This window comes from Bacillus sp. V33-4, assembly GCF_002860225.1.
Lineage (GTDB): Bacteria > Bacillota > Bacilli > Bacillales > Cytobacillaceae > Bacillus_BJ > Bacillus_BJ canaveralius.
In genome coordinates this window covers 25,364-38,763 of the sequence record NZ_PGVC01000012.1, presented here as the reverse complement: position 1 = coordinate 38,763, position 13,400 = coordinate 25,364, and the positions used below count along the sequence as shown (strand labels likewise).

Below are 13,400 nucleotides of genomic sequence, written 5' to 3'. Positions count from 1 at the left end.
TACACATCATATGCAACTCCCTTATTGTTCAGTTATTGAGCTTGAGATTTCAAGGTTTCAGCTTTATCTGTACGCTCCCAAGGAAGGTCTAAATCGTTACGGCCAAAGTGTCCGTAAGCTGCTGTCTGCTTGTAAAGCGGGCGGCGGAGATTGAGCATCTTGATAATTCCTGCCGGACGAAGGTCGAAGTTGTTGCGGACTAGATTGATTAGGATGTCTTCATCAACTGCTCCTGTTCCGAATGTATCAATAGAAATCGACACAGGCTGGGCCACACCGATCGCATAGGCGAGCTGCACCTCCACTTTTTCTGCAAGGCCGGCAGCAACGATATTCTTCGCAACATAACGGGCTGCATAAGCGGCAGAGCGGTCAACTTTCGTCGGATCCTTACCGGAGAATGCACCGCCGCCATGACGTGCATATCCGCCATATGTGTCAACGATAATTTTGCGGCCTGTTAACCCTGCATCCCCTTGTGGACCGCCAATGACGAAACGGCCTGTCGGATTAATAAAGTATTTTGTATTTTCATCGATCAATTCCTGTGGAACGACCGGGTTGATCACATATTCCTTCAAGTTGCGCTGAATTTGCTCAAGTGTAACCTCTGGATGGTGCTGGGTCGAAATAACGATTGTATCGATCCGCACTGGCTTGTCATTTTCATCGTATTCAACCGTAACTTGTGTTTTTCCGTCCGGACGCAGGTATGGAAGTATCTCCTCCTTGCGCACTTCGGTTAAGCGGCGGGCAAGCTTGTGTGCCAGTGAAATCGGCAGCGGCATAAGCTCTTTCGTTTCATTGCAGGCAAATCCAAACATTAACCCCTGGTCACCGGCTCCGATCGCGTCAATTTCTTCATCAGACATTTGGCCTTCACGAGCTTCAAGCGCCTGATTAACACCCATTGCGATATCAGAAGACTGTTCGTCAATTGAAGTTAGCACCGCGCATGTTTCAGCATCAAAACCATATTTAGCACGTGTGTAGCCGATACCGGCAATCGTTTCGCGAACGATTTTCGGAATATCCACATAAGTAGTAGTAGTGATTTCACCTGAAACCAGAACTAACCCTGTTGTAACTGAAGTTTCTGCAGCAACGCGGGCATTCGCATCTTTTGCAAGAATGGCATCTAAAATAGCATCAGAAATTTGGTCACAAATTTTATCCGGGTGACCTTCCGTAACTGATTCAGAAGTAAACAATCGACGTTTTGTTGACATCTGATTCCCTCCTTTTATATTCATAATAGGCAAGGGCATAAGAAAAGTGCCAGCACCCCAATTTTCCCGGAAAGGAATCTCCCAATCCGCTGCTGCCTGGCAACTGGTATATCATAACACGGTACTAATCTATGTGATTATTCTTAAGCCTTACATTGATACGGTATTCATTCCCTATGTAGTATGAAATAAACAAGAGCTTTTTATCCCACTTTACTATCGTTTAAGGGGGCCCGGCACATAGGCCGTTATCAGCGCTCCGAATAGTGGATAACAGGCTCTTATTCGTCAAACCAACTAAGCTGGCACCTGGTAAACGCAAAAAAACCTTCCTTATGTGAGGAAAGGTTGATGTCCAATGTACGCGCCTTTCACTCTTATCGTTCAAGGAATGGATCCTTGCATCAGGTTAGCACCTTGCTCGACAGACATACACTTCCTAAAGAAAAAAGAAGTCCATACCATCAATAAGCAGGTTGCCGGGTTTCATTGGGCCTGACCCTCCACCAGCTCGGGATAAGAGAATATCCGTTCAATAAAAAATCATAACCTAAGCCGTAAACTCCTGTCAATAAAATTTTACTTCGGAAACAACACCATTGTCTCAATTTTTCGAGCAGCCACAATTTTGTCGAAATTGTTCAATAATTAGACGTTAAATAGTATAGACTATTTCGGTCAATGTGTTATACTAATTCATGAGATGTAATCACTTTCAACAAAAAACAAATTGGTAAAGGAAGGTATTCATCAGATGAATTCTGTTAGTGTATCCAATAAGTTAACCGAATTAGCAAAAGGAAATAATGTCCATGTACAATTGTCCGTCCCCCAGCTTGTCGAAAAAGTATTAAAGCGCAATGAAGGATCGTTAACCTCGACGGGTGCGGTACGCGCGACAACGGGAAAATACACAGGACGATCACCTAAAGATAAGTACATTGTCGAAGAACCATCTTCAAGGTCCAAAGTTGAATGGGGACCGGTTAATCAGCCTATTTCTGAAGAAACGTTCTCCAACTTGTATAATAAAGTATTAGAATACTTGAAAGAAAAAGACGAACTTTTCGTATTCAAAGGATTTGCAGGTGCGGATAAAAAATACCGGATGCCAATACAGGTTATTAATGAATATGCCTGGCATAACCTGTTTGCCCACCAGTTATTTATCCGGCCGACCGAAGAGGAATTGCTTGGTCACCAAGCTGAGTTTACCATTATCTCCGCACCAAACTTTAAAGCGGATCCAAACGTTGACGGTACAGCATCAGAAACATTCATTATTATTTCATTTGAGCGGCGCACGATTTTAATCGGAGGTACCGAATATGCCGGCGAGATGAAAAAATCGATTTTCTCTGTCATGAACTATATTCTTCCTGAAAACAACATATTATCGATGCACTGCTCAGCAAATGTCGGCCTTGAAGGGGATGTCGCCCTATTTTTCGGCCTATCAGGCACTGGAAAAACAACTCTGTCTGCAGATCCGAATCGCCGTTTAATCGGTGATGATGAACATGGCTGGTCGCCAAATGGCGTGTTCAATATTGAAGGCGGCTGTTACGCGAAGTGCATCAACTTATCTCGTGAAAAAGAACCGCAGATCTTTGATGCAATCCGTTTCGGCTCTGTTTTAGAAAATGTTGTCATCAACAGTGAGACCCGGGTTGCTGATTACGATGACGGCACATTAACCGAAAACACAAGAGCGGCATATCAGCTGCAGGCAATAGACAATATCGTCGATCCAAGCCTTGCCGGACATCCAAATACGATTGTCTTTTTAACAGCCGATGCTTTCGGAGTCCTGCCGCCTATCTCAAGATTGACGAAAGAGCAAGCGATGTACCACTTTCTAAGCGGCTATACTTCAAAGCTGGCCGGAACAGAGCGCGGCATTACATCGCCGCAGGCAACCTTCTCTACTTGCTTTGGCTCACCGTTTCTTCCACTTCCAGCAACGCGATATGCGGAAATGCTCGGCGAAAAAATTGATGAGCACAATGCAAAGGTATTTCTTGTCAATACCGGCTGGACTGGTGGAGAATACGGAGTTGGCAGCCGCATGAAGCTCAGCTACACGCGCGCTATGGTCCAGGCCGCACTTGACGGTGAATTAAACAGTGCCGAAACTGCAAAAGATGCAATCTTCGGCCTGGAAATTCCGCTTCACATTCCCGGCGTGCCTGACGAAGTACTTCAGCCAAACAAAACCTGGGCTAATCAGGAACAATACAAGCGGAAAGCAACCGAGTTGTCTGCGAAATTCCGGGAAAACTTCAAGAAATTTTCCGGAGTACCTGCTCAGATTGAAGAAAAAGGCGGTCCTATAGCATAATAGTTAAAAACCAGGCGTTGATTACGCCTGGTTTTCGCTGTTTCGCGGATAAATTTTTTGTTTCGCGGATATACTCCACTTTTTCGCCGATAAATCCGATTTTTCGCGGATATCCCCTATCTTTTCGCGGATAAAATACTCTTCAGGCAGGATACATCGCCGCCTATGATAGAATCCAGGTCGCTGCACATAGATGTATTATCAATCGCTCGTTGCTAATCAACAACGACAAGCTCTGATTGTTGCCCCAATACAGTAAACCGCCAGCGCCCGCTATTTTTGATCTCTATTTTCCCGTTATATGAATAAATTTCTGCATTATCTGAAGCTCTCGTAAAGGCTTCTTTATCTGCTAATGAATAATTATAGTGTTCAACTGGATTGTCAACATTCAATAATTCGAGTTCAATTTGTGCCGGCAAATCTTTACCTCCGACTTCCAGCGACACATTTTCGAAAACGGCAGGTTTAAGATCTTCCTGTGAAATCAATAATGTGGCATTTCCTATTTGTACATAGGGTTCTTTAACATAGACGGAAAATTCCCCGAATTTCTCTTTGCCCACTTTGAAGGTTAAAATCCATTCACCCGGGCGTTCAAAAGGTTGAAAGCTTGTAATCGCGTGAGCATCACTCCCCCCAACGCCACCCGCTACACTGGGGTTGGCCAGATGTTGCCTCATACCTGTTTCAACGTGTGTGCCAGTTACTCGCAAAGATTCACCAATCAGCTTTTCACTGTCACCCCATAAATGAATCATAATTTTAGAAACACTCCGATAATCCTCCGCAACCCAGTCATATTCAACCGGCTTCAAAACCCCAACCTTATTCGGAATCCCGTATAGTTGATCCACATATTCCAGATTTCCATTTTCATCAACAGAACTAAAAATTTCTCCTTGCTCGACCGGTTCCACTGTTTCAGCTGGTCCCCCTGTTTGAGTGCCTCCATCTCGTGTTTGCATAAACCAATAAGCGGGGCCGAAAATGATCATAATGAGCATTATAGCAGCGGTTCCAGTCCATAAATATGGGACTGTTTTTTTCTTGGGCCGATCACTATTCCGAATCGCAGTAATGACTCTGTTCCTTTTCTCGTATGGCAACTCATGCTTTTGAAAATCATTCAGCTTTTGAAGAAGCTGTTTTTCTGTTAGGTCGGACATCCATTGTACCCTCCTTCAACAAAGTATTCAATTTCTGGACAGCACGGTGAAAGGTGACATTTACTTTGTTGGTACTCCAGCCCAGCACCCTTGCTGTTTCGGCAGCCGATAACTCAGCTATTCCCCGTAACAGGACGACGTCCCGATAATTTTCCTTCAATCGATTGATAGCTAAATGCAATTCAAGCTGTTCCTCTTTCTGCAGCAAATTTTTATCCGCAGATGATTCCGGTTCATTTTGGCTGCTGTTTAACGATTGCTTTAGTTTTTGCCATAGACTTTTCCTGCGAAAAGAATCTATCGCTGTATTTCTGGCAATCGAGATCAGCCATGTTTTCGGATCTGCATCGTTCCTGAAGCGCGGAAACGCTAGAAGAGCTCTTAAAAAAGTGTCTTGCACAATGTCTTCTACATCCCTGCTTCCTGTATAGTAAACAAGGTAATTTGTAATGTCTCTTTCGTATTGAAAAAACCATTTTTCTATGTGCCGGCCGGCGTCCATGATGACCCTCCCCCTTTACAAAATAAGACGCTCGCAATGCTGCAGAATTACACTTCCATAAAAATAAAAAAGCAGGCACATTTTCTGCCCTGCTCAGTTTGTTGAGTTCAGTGAAACCAGCTGATAAGTTAGCATCGTTTTTTCGCTTGACCATTCAACCTTCGATATGACTGCGGTTCCGCTTGATTCACTCTCGATCGTTTTTCTGACATCGATGGGAATATCAATCGGATAAAGGCGGTAGCCTTGCTTTTCCAGCGTAAAATAGTTGTCTTTTAGACGTTTTTCTCTTCCCTTTGTCACGATCATCGTATTTAATTCGAAAGGCATGCCCATCTTTCTCTCTCCTTTACGCTATCCTTACTGCTATTTTAACATGTTTTTACGGTTGGGTTTTCATCCAGTTCGTCAAATCATCGACAATTTTTCGATTAACAGCTGGAGGGAAATAGTGGGTGAATTGATCAAAATACCAGCGTGTTACCGATTTACCCAATTCCCGCAGCCTTTTTTCAAGCCGGAAGGCATGTTCAATTGAAACATTCTTATCCTGTACACCATGAATAATTAGGACAGGAGCCTGAAGCCGTTCAAGTTCGAACAGCGGCGTCCGAAGCTGATAACGTTCAGGATACTTCGTCGGTGTCCCGCCAATCACTCTTTTCATCATCCGCCGCAAATCCTTTCTTTCAACGTATGTTAAAAACATGTCGCTAACTCCGCCCCACGTAACGACGGAAGCGGCTTCAGGGAATTGAATCCCGGTTAGGAGCGCCATCACTCCACCGCGGGAGAATCCGAACACATGAACTCTGCTTACACGCGGGTGGGTTTGCAGGAGGCAAAAGGCCGAGAATCCATCATGCCTGTCCTCGCCTGCAAAATCTTCATTCCCCTCACCTCCCTGGTTTCCCCTGTAAAAAGGGGCAAATACAACAAAGCCTTCCGCTGCAAATTGTGCAATTCGCGCCGGCCTTACTTTGCCGACATTTTTAATGCCGCCCCGTAAATACAAAAGGCCTTCGCAAACATTTCCGCCAATCGGCTCGGCCAACAGCCCTTTCACTTTCAGCCCGTCCGAATAGTATGTAATTACGGAAAGCACGATGTCAGGGTTTGGTGATGGAAACCTCCATTTATCGATGATCATGCCAGAGTGGTTCATCTTGTATTCCCCTTCCTTTTAAATAAATGCTGCGATTCTCCCCCCAAATCCGCTTTCCGTACCGTTTAATAATTTTGTGACTAGGCATTCACACATTTTTTATCAACTCATACGATATCGTAAAACATGTAAATTGCTACAAAACCTATCGTACCCCTTAAGGAGGTTGCCTGTTATGAAAAAAATCTGCTTCAAAATCTGCTTTATCCTGCTTTGCGTTATGATACTTATTATACCTCTCACCGCCTGCAGCAATGAAGGAAATGAAAAAGTGAAGATAGCAGAAGTGACGAGATCGATTTTTTATGCTCCGCAATATGTTGCGATTGAAAAAGGCTTTTTTGAGGAAGAAGGCCTTGATGTGGAGCTGACAACTGCATGGGGCGGTGACAAAACGATGACCGCGCTTTTGTCTGACAACGCCGATGTCGCACTTGTCGGTTCTGAAACTTCTATTTATGTAGAGGCCCAGGGCTCAAGCGATCCGGTTATTAATTTTGCTCAGCTAACACAGACAGATGGAACATTCCTCGTTTCACGGACAAAAATCGATAATTTCTCCTGGGACCAGCTGAAAGGAACGACTTTCCTTGGCCAGCGGACAGGCGGAATGCCACAAATGGTCGGTGAATTTGTCTTAAAGAAGCATAGCATTGATCCTCATCAAGACTTGAATTTAATCCAAAATATTGATTTTGCCAATATCTCGAGTGCATTTGCTTCCGGAACGGGCGATTTCGTCCAATTGTTTGAACCGACCGCCAGTGTTTTTGAAAAAGAAGGTGCGGGCTACATTGTCGCCTCATTCGGAACCGAGTCCGGTCATGTACCATATACCACTTTTATGGCAAAGCAAAGCTATATCAAAGAAAACAGTGAAACGGTTGAGAAATTCACGAGAGCCATCTATAAAGCTCAACAATTTGTTCAAAAAGAAAGTGCCAAAACTACTGCCGAGTTGATCCTGCCTTATTTTGAAGATACAGATATAGAAATCGCGGAAACAGCAATCGACCGCTACAAGAGCCAGGGCTCGTTCGCTACTGACCCAATCCTCGATGAAGAGGAATGGAACAATCTCCAGGACATTATGGAAGAAGCAGGTGAGCTTCCGAAACAAATTGATCATAACACCCTGGTAAACACTGAAATTGCTGAAAAAGTGATTAAGTGAAAAAACTCATATAGCATTTTCTTAAGTACAAAAAACAACTTAATTAGAATTAAGACATTATAATTCGGTTCATACTGAATCCTCCTGGTTTATTCAAGACAATCTAATTCGTTTTTCGGTTTTGCTTATTACATTTTGAAACAAATTTAACGCGAGTAAATCTGTTTAAAAATTTATTGAAGAGGAGGCCAACTTTATGGATTTTCTAACGCTTAAGGACATTCACCACACGTATTTTAGTAAAACATCGGCAAACACGGCCCTCTCCGATGTTTCGCTTGAGGTGAAGGAAGGCGAATTTGTCACCTTCCTGGGCCCGAGCGGGTGTGGTAAAACGACGCTCTTATCGATTATTGCCGGGTTGATTGACCCGTCCGAAGGGACCGTCACTCTTGAAGGCATTGAAGTGAAGGAATCAGACAGTACATTCGGCTACATGCTCCAGCAGGATTATCTTTTTCCCTGGAGGACAATAGAGGAAAACATCCTGATTGGCCTGAAACTATCAAAATCGCTTTCCACCGAAAGCAGACAATATGCTTTTCAGTTATTATCACAAATGGGGCTTGATGGAGTCGAAACGCATTTTCCACAGCAGCTGTCAGGGGGAATGCGGCAGCGGGTCGCACTTGTCAGAACTTTGGCCACAGATCCAAAGCTGTTGCTGCTCGATGAGCCATTTTCGGCACTCGATTACCAGACGAAGCTGAAACTCGAGGACCTTGTCTGGCATACGCTTAAGTCATTCAGAAAGACGGCTATTCTTGTCACCCACGATATTGGAGAAGCTATCGCGATGAGTGATCGCGTTTTTCTGTTTACTGCTAATCCTGGCCGATTGCACCGTATGTTTACAATTCCAGATCAGTTAAAAACAATCTCTCCGTTTGCAGCGCGAAATCATGAAGCCTTTTCAGGCATTTTCCAAACAATATGGAAGGAGCTGGAGTCCCTTGGACAAACCACATAATGTAAAACTCCTTCATCAACAATACATCGCATCCTTAAAGCGGGAGAAAACATGGGTGAGCTTTTACCAGCTCGCGATCTTTTTCGTCTTTTTCGCTGGTTGGGAACTGGCAAGCAGGAAGCAATGGGTGGACCCGCTTATTTTCAGCTCACCTTCGAAAATCTGGAGGCTTTTCTTACAACAGATTACTGACGGAACATTAATGGGGAATCTTGGTGTCACCTTAACCGAAACGGTCTTTGGATTTATCCTTGGCACCTTGCTCGGCACGATTCTCGCTGCCATCCTCTGGTGGTCGCCGATGGTATCCAAGGTGCTGGATCCATACCTTGTAATTATGAATGCAATGCCAAAGGTGGCGCTTGGGCCGATCTTGATTGTCGCACTCGGGCCTGGATTTACATCAATTGTGGCAATGGGTGCGATCATCTCCGTTATTATAACAACCATCGTTGTCTACACTTCTTTTCGGGAGGTGGATCCGAACTACTTGAAGGTCCTGCTAACGTTCCGAGCCACACGATACCAGTGCTTCCGGGAAGCGATTTTACCCGCATCGTTCCCGACGATTATCTCAACTTTAAAAGTGAATGTCGGACTTTCATGGGTCGGGGTTATCGTCGGAGAATTCCTTGTCTCGGCAAAAGGGCTCGGTTATATGATCATTTATGGATTCCAGGTTTTTAATTTTACGCTTGTGCTGCTGTCCCTGCTGATCATCGCCGTTTTTGCTACAATTATGTATCAACTTGTTGAATTGCTTGAGAGAAAGTTAATCAAACATAATAACTGAGTAAATTTCACAATGTAACAAGCTAAACCGAAAAACGAATGAGGTTGTCTAAATTAACAGGAGTATGCTGTAGGAAACGAGTACTGTCTTAATTATAAATAACCGTTCGTTTTTCAGTTAAAGAATGCTTTTATGAAATTCACTCAACTAACATGATAAAAACCAGAAAGGCTTCCTGTTTTCTGGTTTTTCTATATTAGATATCCATTTTCGAATCAAATTTCCGCTTTATTTCAAGCAAGCTCGTGGCGATGACGTCATCCTGCATGATGAAGCTGTACTCATCTTTGAGCCTGGCTTTGAGCAATGGACCTGAGATGAAAACAGGGCCATTTGTTTCAAAGAATGTTTCCCTTTCTTCGATCCGTTCAACGACGCCATAGAAAATTGTTTTGACAAAGGGAATTTCACCACCCACTTCATATTCGCCAACATAATGAAGGCTTTGTAACCGGGCACCGGTTTCCTCGAAAACTTCCCTTCTCGCAGCTTCCTCTAATGTTTCTCCGCTCTCCGTTTTTCCGCCCGGGAATTCAAGTCCGCGGATTTTATGGCTGGTAAGCAGCCACTTGTCTTGAAAACGACAGATAACAAGGACATGCCTGCTCGGTAGTGAGAATTGGTTTGGTTGAAAGGAAAGCCGCACAGGCTGTCCATTTTGATCGTGAAATTCTTTCATAATCTACCCCGCTCGCAATTTCCGTTCATGCTATTATTATATAGTAATCGCCTAACGTAACGCTATTCCGGGGTGATTAACTAATTTTTATCGGTTAAAATGCCCATTTCCTCGATATGATTTTTTGCCTGCTCATCGCCCAATTCATAAATCATTCCATAAATCTTCTTCATCGTTTCATCGTAAGCATCATTTTCGCGGTCATAATGGTATTGAACGTATGGAACATGGGCACGGAAAAAATTTTGCCATTCGGTCGAATAATTTTGTTCAAAATATTCTCTTAAAATGGTGATCTCTTCATCGGTCGCATGGATTTGAAAATTCCATGGTGAGGCGGTAGAGCTTTGCGAAATCTCACCTGTCCCTACGCTTATATAATAAGTTTTTGTGGACTTATCCATTTAGTCATCCCCTTTTCTTTCTTTTCCCACTTTTACTGTGATAATATACAGAAGCTTTCGCTGTATTTTTGCGAGAGAAAAGGATAATATCTAAAGTGAACAAAGAGTTCCATGGAATATTTTTCACCATTAAGGGTATTGAATAACTATAGATTCAATCGCATTTAGGGTCTGAGTAAAATGTATTGTCGGGGGTGATAAACTTGAAACTTGTTGATGAGCTGTATGAGCTTTACCGAAATAAGCTTACCGGAGATGAGGAAGACATTGATATGTTAGCCTTTGCATTCCTTGAAGAGATGAGCTATGACGATTTGTTAAGCCTGATCAAGGAGATGGATAAACAGGAGCTGTACGATTTAATGGGAATATACTTGATCGAAAGCTTAAAAGGGAAGTTTGCCCAGGAGGAATTTGATCAGCGCTCCTACCCCTTTCATGCGCGAAACATTCATTAACCATACATAGAGATGCAAAAAGAAGCTGATTTTCACCAGCTTCTTTTTTTTAAGGACAAAGAGGAGCCTGGATAGCTTTCTATAAAAAAACGGGGCCGCGATGCGGTCCCGTTTAAGTTTATTTTAGGTATGCGTTGAACATCCAAGTATGCTTTCGCAGGCTTTTCTTAATGCCAATTAGGATGTCCGCTGTTCCTTCATCTTCAGCTGCTTCGGCTAAGTTGATGGCCTCCTGAAGCTCTGCAGCCACTGTTGAAAAATCGTCACTGATTGTGCGCACCATATCTTCTTCGTTTTCACTGCCTGTTGCTTCCTTCACCGATGACAGCTCGAGGTATTCCCTCATCGTTGCAACCGGTCTCCCTTCAAGGGCAAGAATGCGCTCGGCCAACTCGTCAATGTATACGGCTGCTTCGTTATACAGCTCTTCAAACTTTTCATGAAGCGTAAAGAAATGCGGCCCCTTGATAAACCAATGGAAATTATGAAGCTTAACGTACAATACAGTCCAGTTGGCCACTTGCTTGTTTAATGATTGAATTAATTCCTGTGACATCACTTATCATCCTCCCGATGTTATGTTACCCTGTTATCTTCAAATCAAACATTGGAGTATCAACGATTTTAGCGGTTAATTACCCCGTGTTCACAATATCGTGATAAAATATTTTTAGATAAAGGAGGAAAATTTATGTATGCTGTTTTAATTGTTTCCGTGATTATCGTTCTCGCAGTACTGCTGATTAGTGTCATCACAACATCCAAAGCCTATGGCTACAAGCATATCGTTGATCCGCTTGAGGAAAATCCCCATTTAGACAAGATCGATTCACAGAAGGACAGGGGACAGAAGATAAAACCAAGAATTTGAATTAAATAAGAACTGACTCATACGAGCCAGTTCTTCGTCTATTTACGCAAATACTTGTTTTAAATCTTCTTTGCCCTGTTCAAGCCAGAAGCGCATCAGGCGTTTGGCTCCTTCAAGGTCATGCAATTTGGCCTGGCCGCACTGCCGTTCATTAGCTGCTGGAATATCAGTGATTTCAATAGCATCCTTCATGGTATCTTCCAAAAGGTCGATGATTTCTTCGACTTTCGGCTCTCCGCTTACGACAAGGTAGTAGCCCGTCTGGCAACCCATTGGTGAGATATCAATTATATCAAAATGGTCATATTTTTCCGCATGCTTGCGAATATTGAAGGCGAGCAAATGCTCGAGTGTATGAATCGCATCTGGTTTCATTGCACCCTTGTTTGGCTGGATAAAACGGATATCGAATTTATTTACTACACCGTCACTGCCAACTTTATGAACGCCGCAGTGCCTGACATAAGGTGCTTTTACGGCATTATGATCTAAATCAAAGCTTTCAACTGAAGGCATGAATCATCACTCCTTTTTTAGTCTATGTATATCATAGCGCAAATTCCGAGTTTTTTCATCTAATTAAACGGATTTTATCTATTTAGACGCAATCCAAATTTTATGGTATCTTGTTTTTAATGTTTGATACTATTGAAAGTGAGCCTGATGTGAAATGCTGCAGAAATTGTTGATCGGCGTGATCCGTTTTTATCAAACCATTATTTCACCCTTAAAACCGCCGACATGCCGGTTTTATCCAACCTGCTCCCATTATGGACTCGAGGCGGTGAAAAGGTTCGGTCCATTCAAAGGGTCATGGTTGACGCTTAAACGAATCGTCAAATGCCACCCACTCCATCCCGGCGGCTTTGATCCGGTACCCGAGAAAAAGGTGAAAAATTAGTCTTTATAACCGTTAACCACCAAATCGAGTTTTCCTGTTTCCGGATCAATTACAAGCCCATGTACAGGAATGTCGGCCGGTAATAATGGATGCTTTTTCACGATGTCAACACTGTGTGCAACACTTTCACTAACATTGTTAAATCCATGCAGCCAATCAGCTATATTAATACCCGAATAGGCAAGGGTTTCAAGCATTTCTTTCTTGATGCCTCGCTCCCTCATTTTCCCCATCACATTCTCTGCCTTGATTCCGCTCATCCCGCAGTCATGATGGCCAATAATAAATACTTCCTCTGCCTGTAGCTCGTAGATCGCAATCAAGATGCTTCTCATAATGCTTCCGAATGGATGCATAATCAAGGCTCCGGCATTTTTAACAAGCTTTACATCTCCGTTGCCGACGTTTAATGCCTTCGGCAGTAATTCGAGCAAACGGGTATCCATACAGGTGAGAATAACCATCCGTTTATTCGGGAACTTGGTTGTCACAAACTCCTCATATTTTTTTTCCGCAACAAATTGTTCATTATAAGTTAAGATCTCATTAAGCAGCTTCAGATTTATCACCTTTTCTATATTATTTAGATTTCCTTTTATTTAGAATACATAAAAGAAGTGAAAACAAGCAAATTTTTTCCTTGCATTTTCAGATTATCTTTTGTATTATACAGAAGGATAAATCGTAACGATTCCGCATTATCTACTAAACTAGCATCCTGACTACTAATAGCACTAATCCCTA

The 13,400-nt window shown here is 43.0% G+C and carries 17 protein-coding genes and 1 riboswitch; of the genes, 7 read left to right on the top strand and 10 right to left on the bottom strand.

Features of this window, described 5'->3' with window-relative positions; all coding sequences use genetic code 11:
- Nucleotides 1-32: 32 nt before the first annotated feature.
- Nucleotides 33-1,229 carry a methionine adenosyltransferase gene (metK, locus tag CVD23_RS04950; RefSeq protein ID WP_101665366.1) on the bottom strand — a complete coding sequence of 399 codons (1,197 nt, stop codon included), beginning with the start codon at nucleotides 1,227-1,229 and terminating at the stop codon, nucleotides 33-35.
- Between the two features lie 374 nt (nucleotides 1,230-1,603).
- A riboswitch (SAM riboswitch) is annotated at nucleotides 1,604-1,752 on the bottom strand.
- Nucleotides 1,753-1,983: 231 nt separating this feature from the next.
- Here metK and pckA point away from each other — a divergent pair.
- Nucleotides 1,984-3,570, top strand: coding sequence for a phosphoenolpyruvate carboxykinase (ATP) (pckA, locus tag CVD23_RS04945; protein WP_101665365.1), 1,587 nt, complete (start codon nucleotides 1,984-1,986; stop codon nucleotides 3,568-3,570).
- A gap of 215 nt (nucleotides 3,571-3,785) precedes the next feature.
- On the opposite strand, the gene CVD23_RS04940 is transcribed toward pckA, so the two are convergent.
- The 4 genes from CVD23_RS04940 to CVD23_RS04925 all read right to left on the bottom strand — a co-directional run bounded on the left by CVD23_RS04940 (nucleotide 3,786) and on the right by CVD23_RS04925 (nucleotide 6,406).
- The gene (locus CVD23_RS04940) at nucleotides 3,786-4,739 is read right to left on the bottom strand and encodes a hypothetical protein (protein WP_101665364.1); all 954 of its coding nucleotides are present in this window, start codon (nucleotides 4,737-4,739) and stop codon (nucleotides 3,786-3,788) included.
- Nucleotides 4,696-5,241 (bottom strand): RNA polymerase sigma factor, encoded by a 546-nt coding sequence (locus CVD23_RS04935; RefSeq protein WP_101665363.1) that lies wholly within the window; start codon nucleotides 5,239-5,241, stop codon nucleotides 4,696-4,698. Before CVD23_RS04935 ends, CVD23_RS04940 begins: the two co-directional genes overlap by 44 nt.
- 93 nt (nucleotides 5,242-5,334) lie before the next feature.
- Entirely contained in the window at nucleotides 5,335-5,577 is a 243-nt protein-coding gene (locus tag CVD23_RS04930; protein WP_101576399.1) for a DUF2584 domain-containing protein, read from the bottom strand.
- Between the two features lie 46 nt (nucleotides 5,578-5,623).
- Nucleotides 5,624-6,406 (bottom strand): alpha/beta hydrolase family protein, encoded by a 783-nt coding sequence (locus CVD23_RS04925; protein WP_101665362.1) that lies wholly within the window; start codon nucleotides 6,404-6,406, stop codon nucleotides 5,624-5,626.
- A gap of 175 nt (nucleotides 6,407-6,581) precedes the next feature.
- Between CVD23_RS04925 and CVD23_RS04920 the strand changes: the two genes are divergently transcribed.
- From CVD23_RS04920 to CVD23_RS04910, 3 genes are all read left to right on the top strand, one after another.
- Nucleotides 6,582-7,580: an ABC transporter substrate-binding protein gene (locus tag CVD23_RS04920; RefSeq protein WP_101665361.1), complete on the top strand. Its 999-nt coding sequence runs from the start codon at nucleotides 6,582-6,584 to the stop codon at nucleotides 7,578-7,580.
- Between the two features lie 196 nt (nucleotides 7,581-7,776).
- Nucleotides 7,777-8,550: an ABC transporter ATP-binding protein gene (locus CVD23_RS04915; RefSeq protein WP_101576402.1), complete on the top strand. Its 774-nt coding sequence runs from the start codon at nucleotides 7,777-7,779 to the stop codon at nucleotides 8,548-8,550.
- Nucleotides 8,534-9,343, top strand: a complete 810-nt coding sequence (locus CVD23_RS04910) for an ABC transporter permease (RefSeq protein ID WP_245917357.1) — start codon at nucleotides 8,534-8,536, stop codon at nucleotides 9,341-9,343. Before CVD23_RS04915 ends, CVD23_RS04910 begins: the two co-directional genes overlap by 17 nt.
- Before the next feature lie 196 nt (nucleotides 9,344-9,539).
- Here CVD23_RS04910 and ytkD read toward each other — a convergent pair whose 3' ends face one another.
- Together ytkD and CVD23_RS04900 are read right to left on the bottom strand one after the other, a co-directional pair.
- Nucleotides 9,540-10,022, bottom strand: coding sequence for an RNA deprotection pyrophosphohydrolase (gene ytkD, locus CVD23_RS04905; RefSeq protein ID WP_101576404.1), 483 nt, complete (start codon nucleotides 10,020-10,022; stop codon nucleotides 9,540-9,542).
- Between the two features lie 80 nt (nucleotides 10,023-10,102).
- Nucleotides 10,103-10,426, bottom strand: coding sequence for a hydrolase (locus CVD23_RS04900; RefSeq protein WP_101576405.1), 324 nt, complete (start codon nucleotides 10,424-10,426; stop codon nucleotides 10,103-10,105).
- Nucleotides 10,427-10,629: 203 nt separating this feature from the next.
- Here CVD23_RS04900 and CVD23_RS04895 point away from each other — a divergent pair, with 203 nt between their 5' ends.
- Nucleotides 10,630-10,884, top strand: coding sequence for a DUF6154 family protein (locus CVD23_RS04895; RefSeq protein ID WP_101576406.1), 255 nt, complete (start codon nucleotides 10,630-10,632; stop codon nucleotides 10,882-10,884).
- A 118-nt stretch (nucleotides 10,885-11,002) separates the two neighbouring features.
- Here CVD23_RS04895 and CVD23_RS04890 read toward each other — a convergent pair whose 3' ends face one another.
- Nucleotides 11,003-11,440 (bottom strand): Dps family protein, encoded by a 438-nt coding sequence (locus tag CVD23_RS04890; protein WP_101576407.1) that lies wholly within the window; start codon nucleotides 11,438-11,440, stop codon nucleotides 11,003-11,005.
- Between the two features lie 135 nt (nucleotides 11,441-11,575).
- Here CVD23_RS04890 and ytzI point away from each other — a divergent pair, with 135 nt between their 5' ends.
- Nucleotides 11,576-11,755 carry a YtzI protein gene (ytzI, locus tag CVD23_RS04885; protein ID WP_101665360.1) on the top strand — a complete coding sequence of 60 codons (180 nt, stop codon included), beginning with the start codon at nucleotides 11,576-11,578 and terminating at the stop codon, nucleotides 11,753-11,755.
- A 42-nt stretch (nucleotides 11,756-11,797) separates the two neighbouring features.
- Here the strand turns inward: ytzI and CVD23_RS04880 are convergent, their stop codons facing one another.
- Entirely contained in the window at nucleotides 11,798-12,271 is a 474-nt protein-coding gene (locus CVD23_RS04880) for an S-ribosylhomocysteine lyase (protein ID WP_101576409.1), read from the bottom strand.
- A 154-nt stretch (nucleotides 12,272-12,425) separates the two neighbouring features.
- Between CVD23_RS04880 and yidD the strand changes: the two genes are divergently transcribed.
- Nucleotides 12,426-12,656 carry a membrane protein insertion efficiency factor YidD gene (gene yidD / locus CVD23_RS04875; protein ID WP_101576410.1) on the top strand — a complete coding sequence of 77 codons (231 nt, stop codon included), beginning with the start codon at nucleotides 12,426-12,428 and terminating at the stop codon, nucleotides 12,654-12,656.
- Here yidD and CVD23_RS04870 read toward each other — a convergent pair.
- Complete coding sequence (locus CVD23_RS04870; RefSeq protein WP_101576430.1) at nucleotides 12,653-13,216, bottom strand: beta-class carbonic anhydrase; 564 nt, start codon at nucleotides 13,214-13,216, stop codon at nucleotides 12,653-12,655. The two genes, yidD and CVD23_RS04870, sit on opposite strands and share 4 nt — an antisense overlap.
- Nucleotides 13,217-13,400 lie beyond the last annotated feature (184 nt).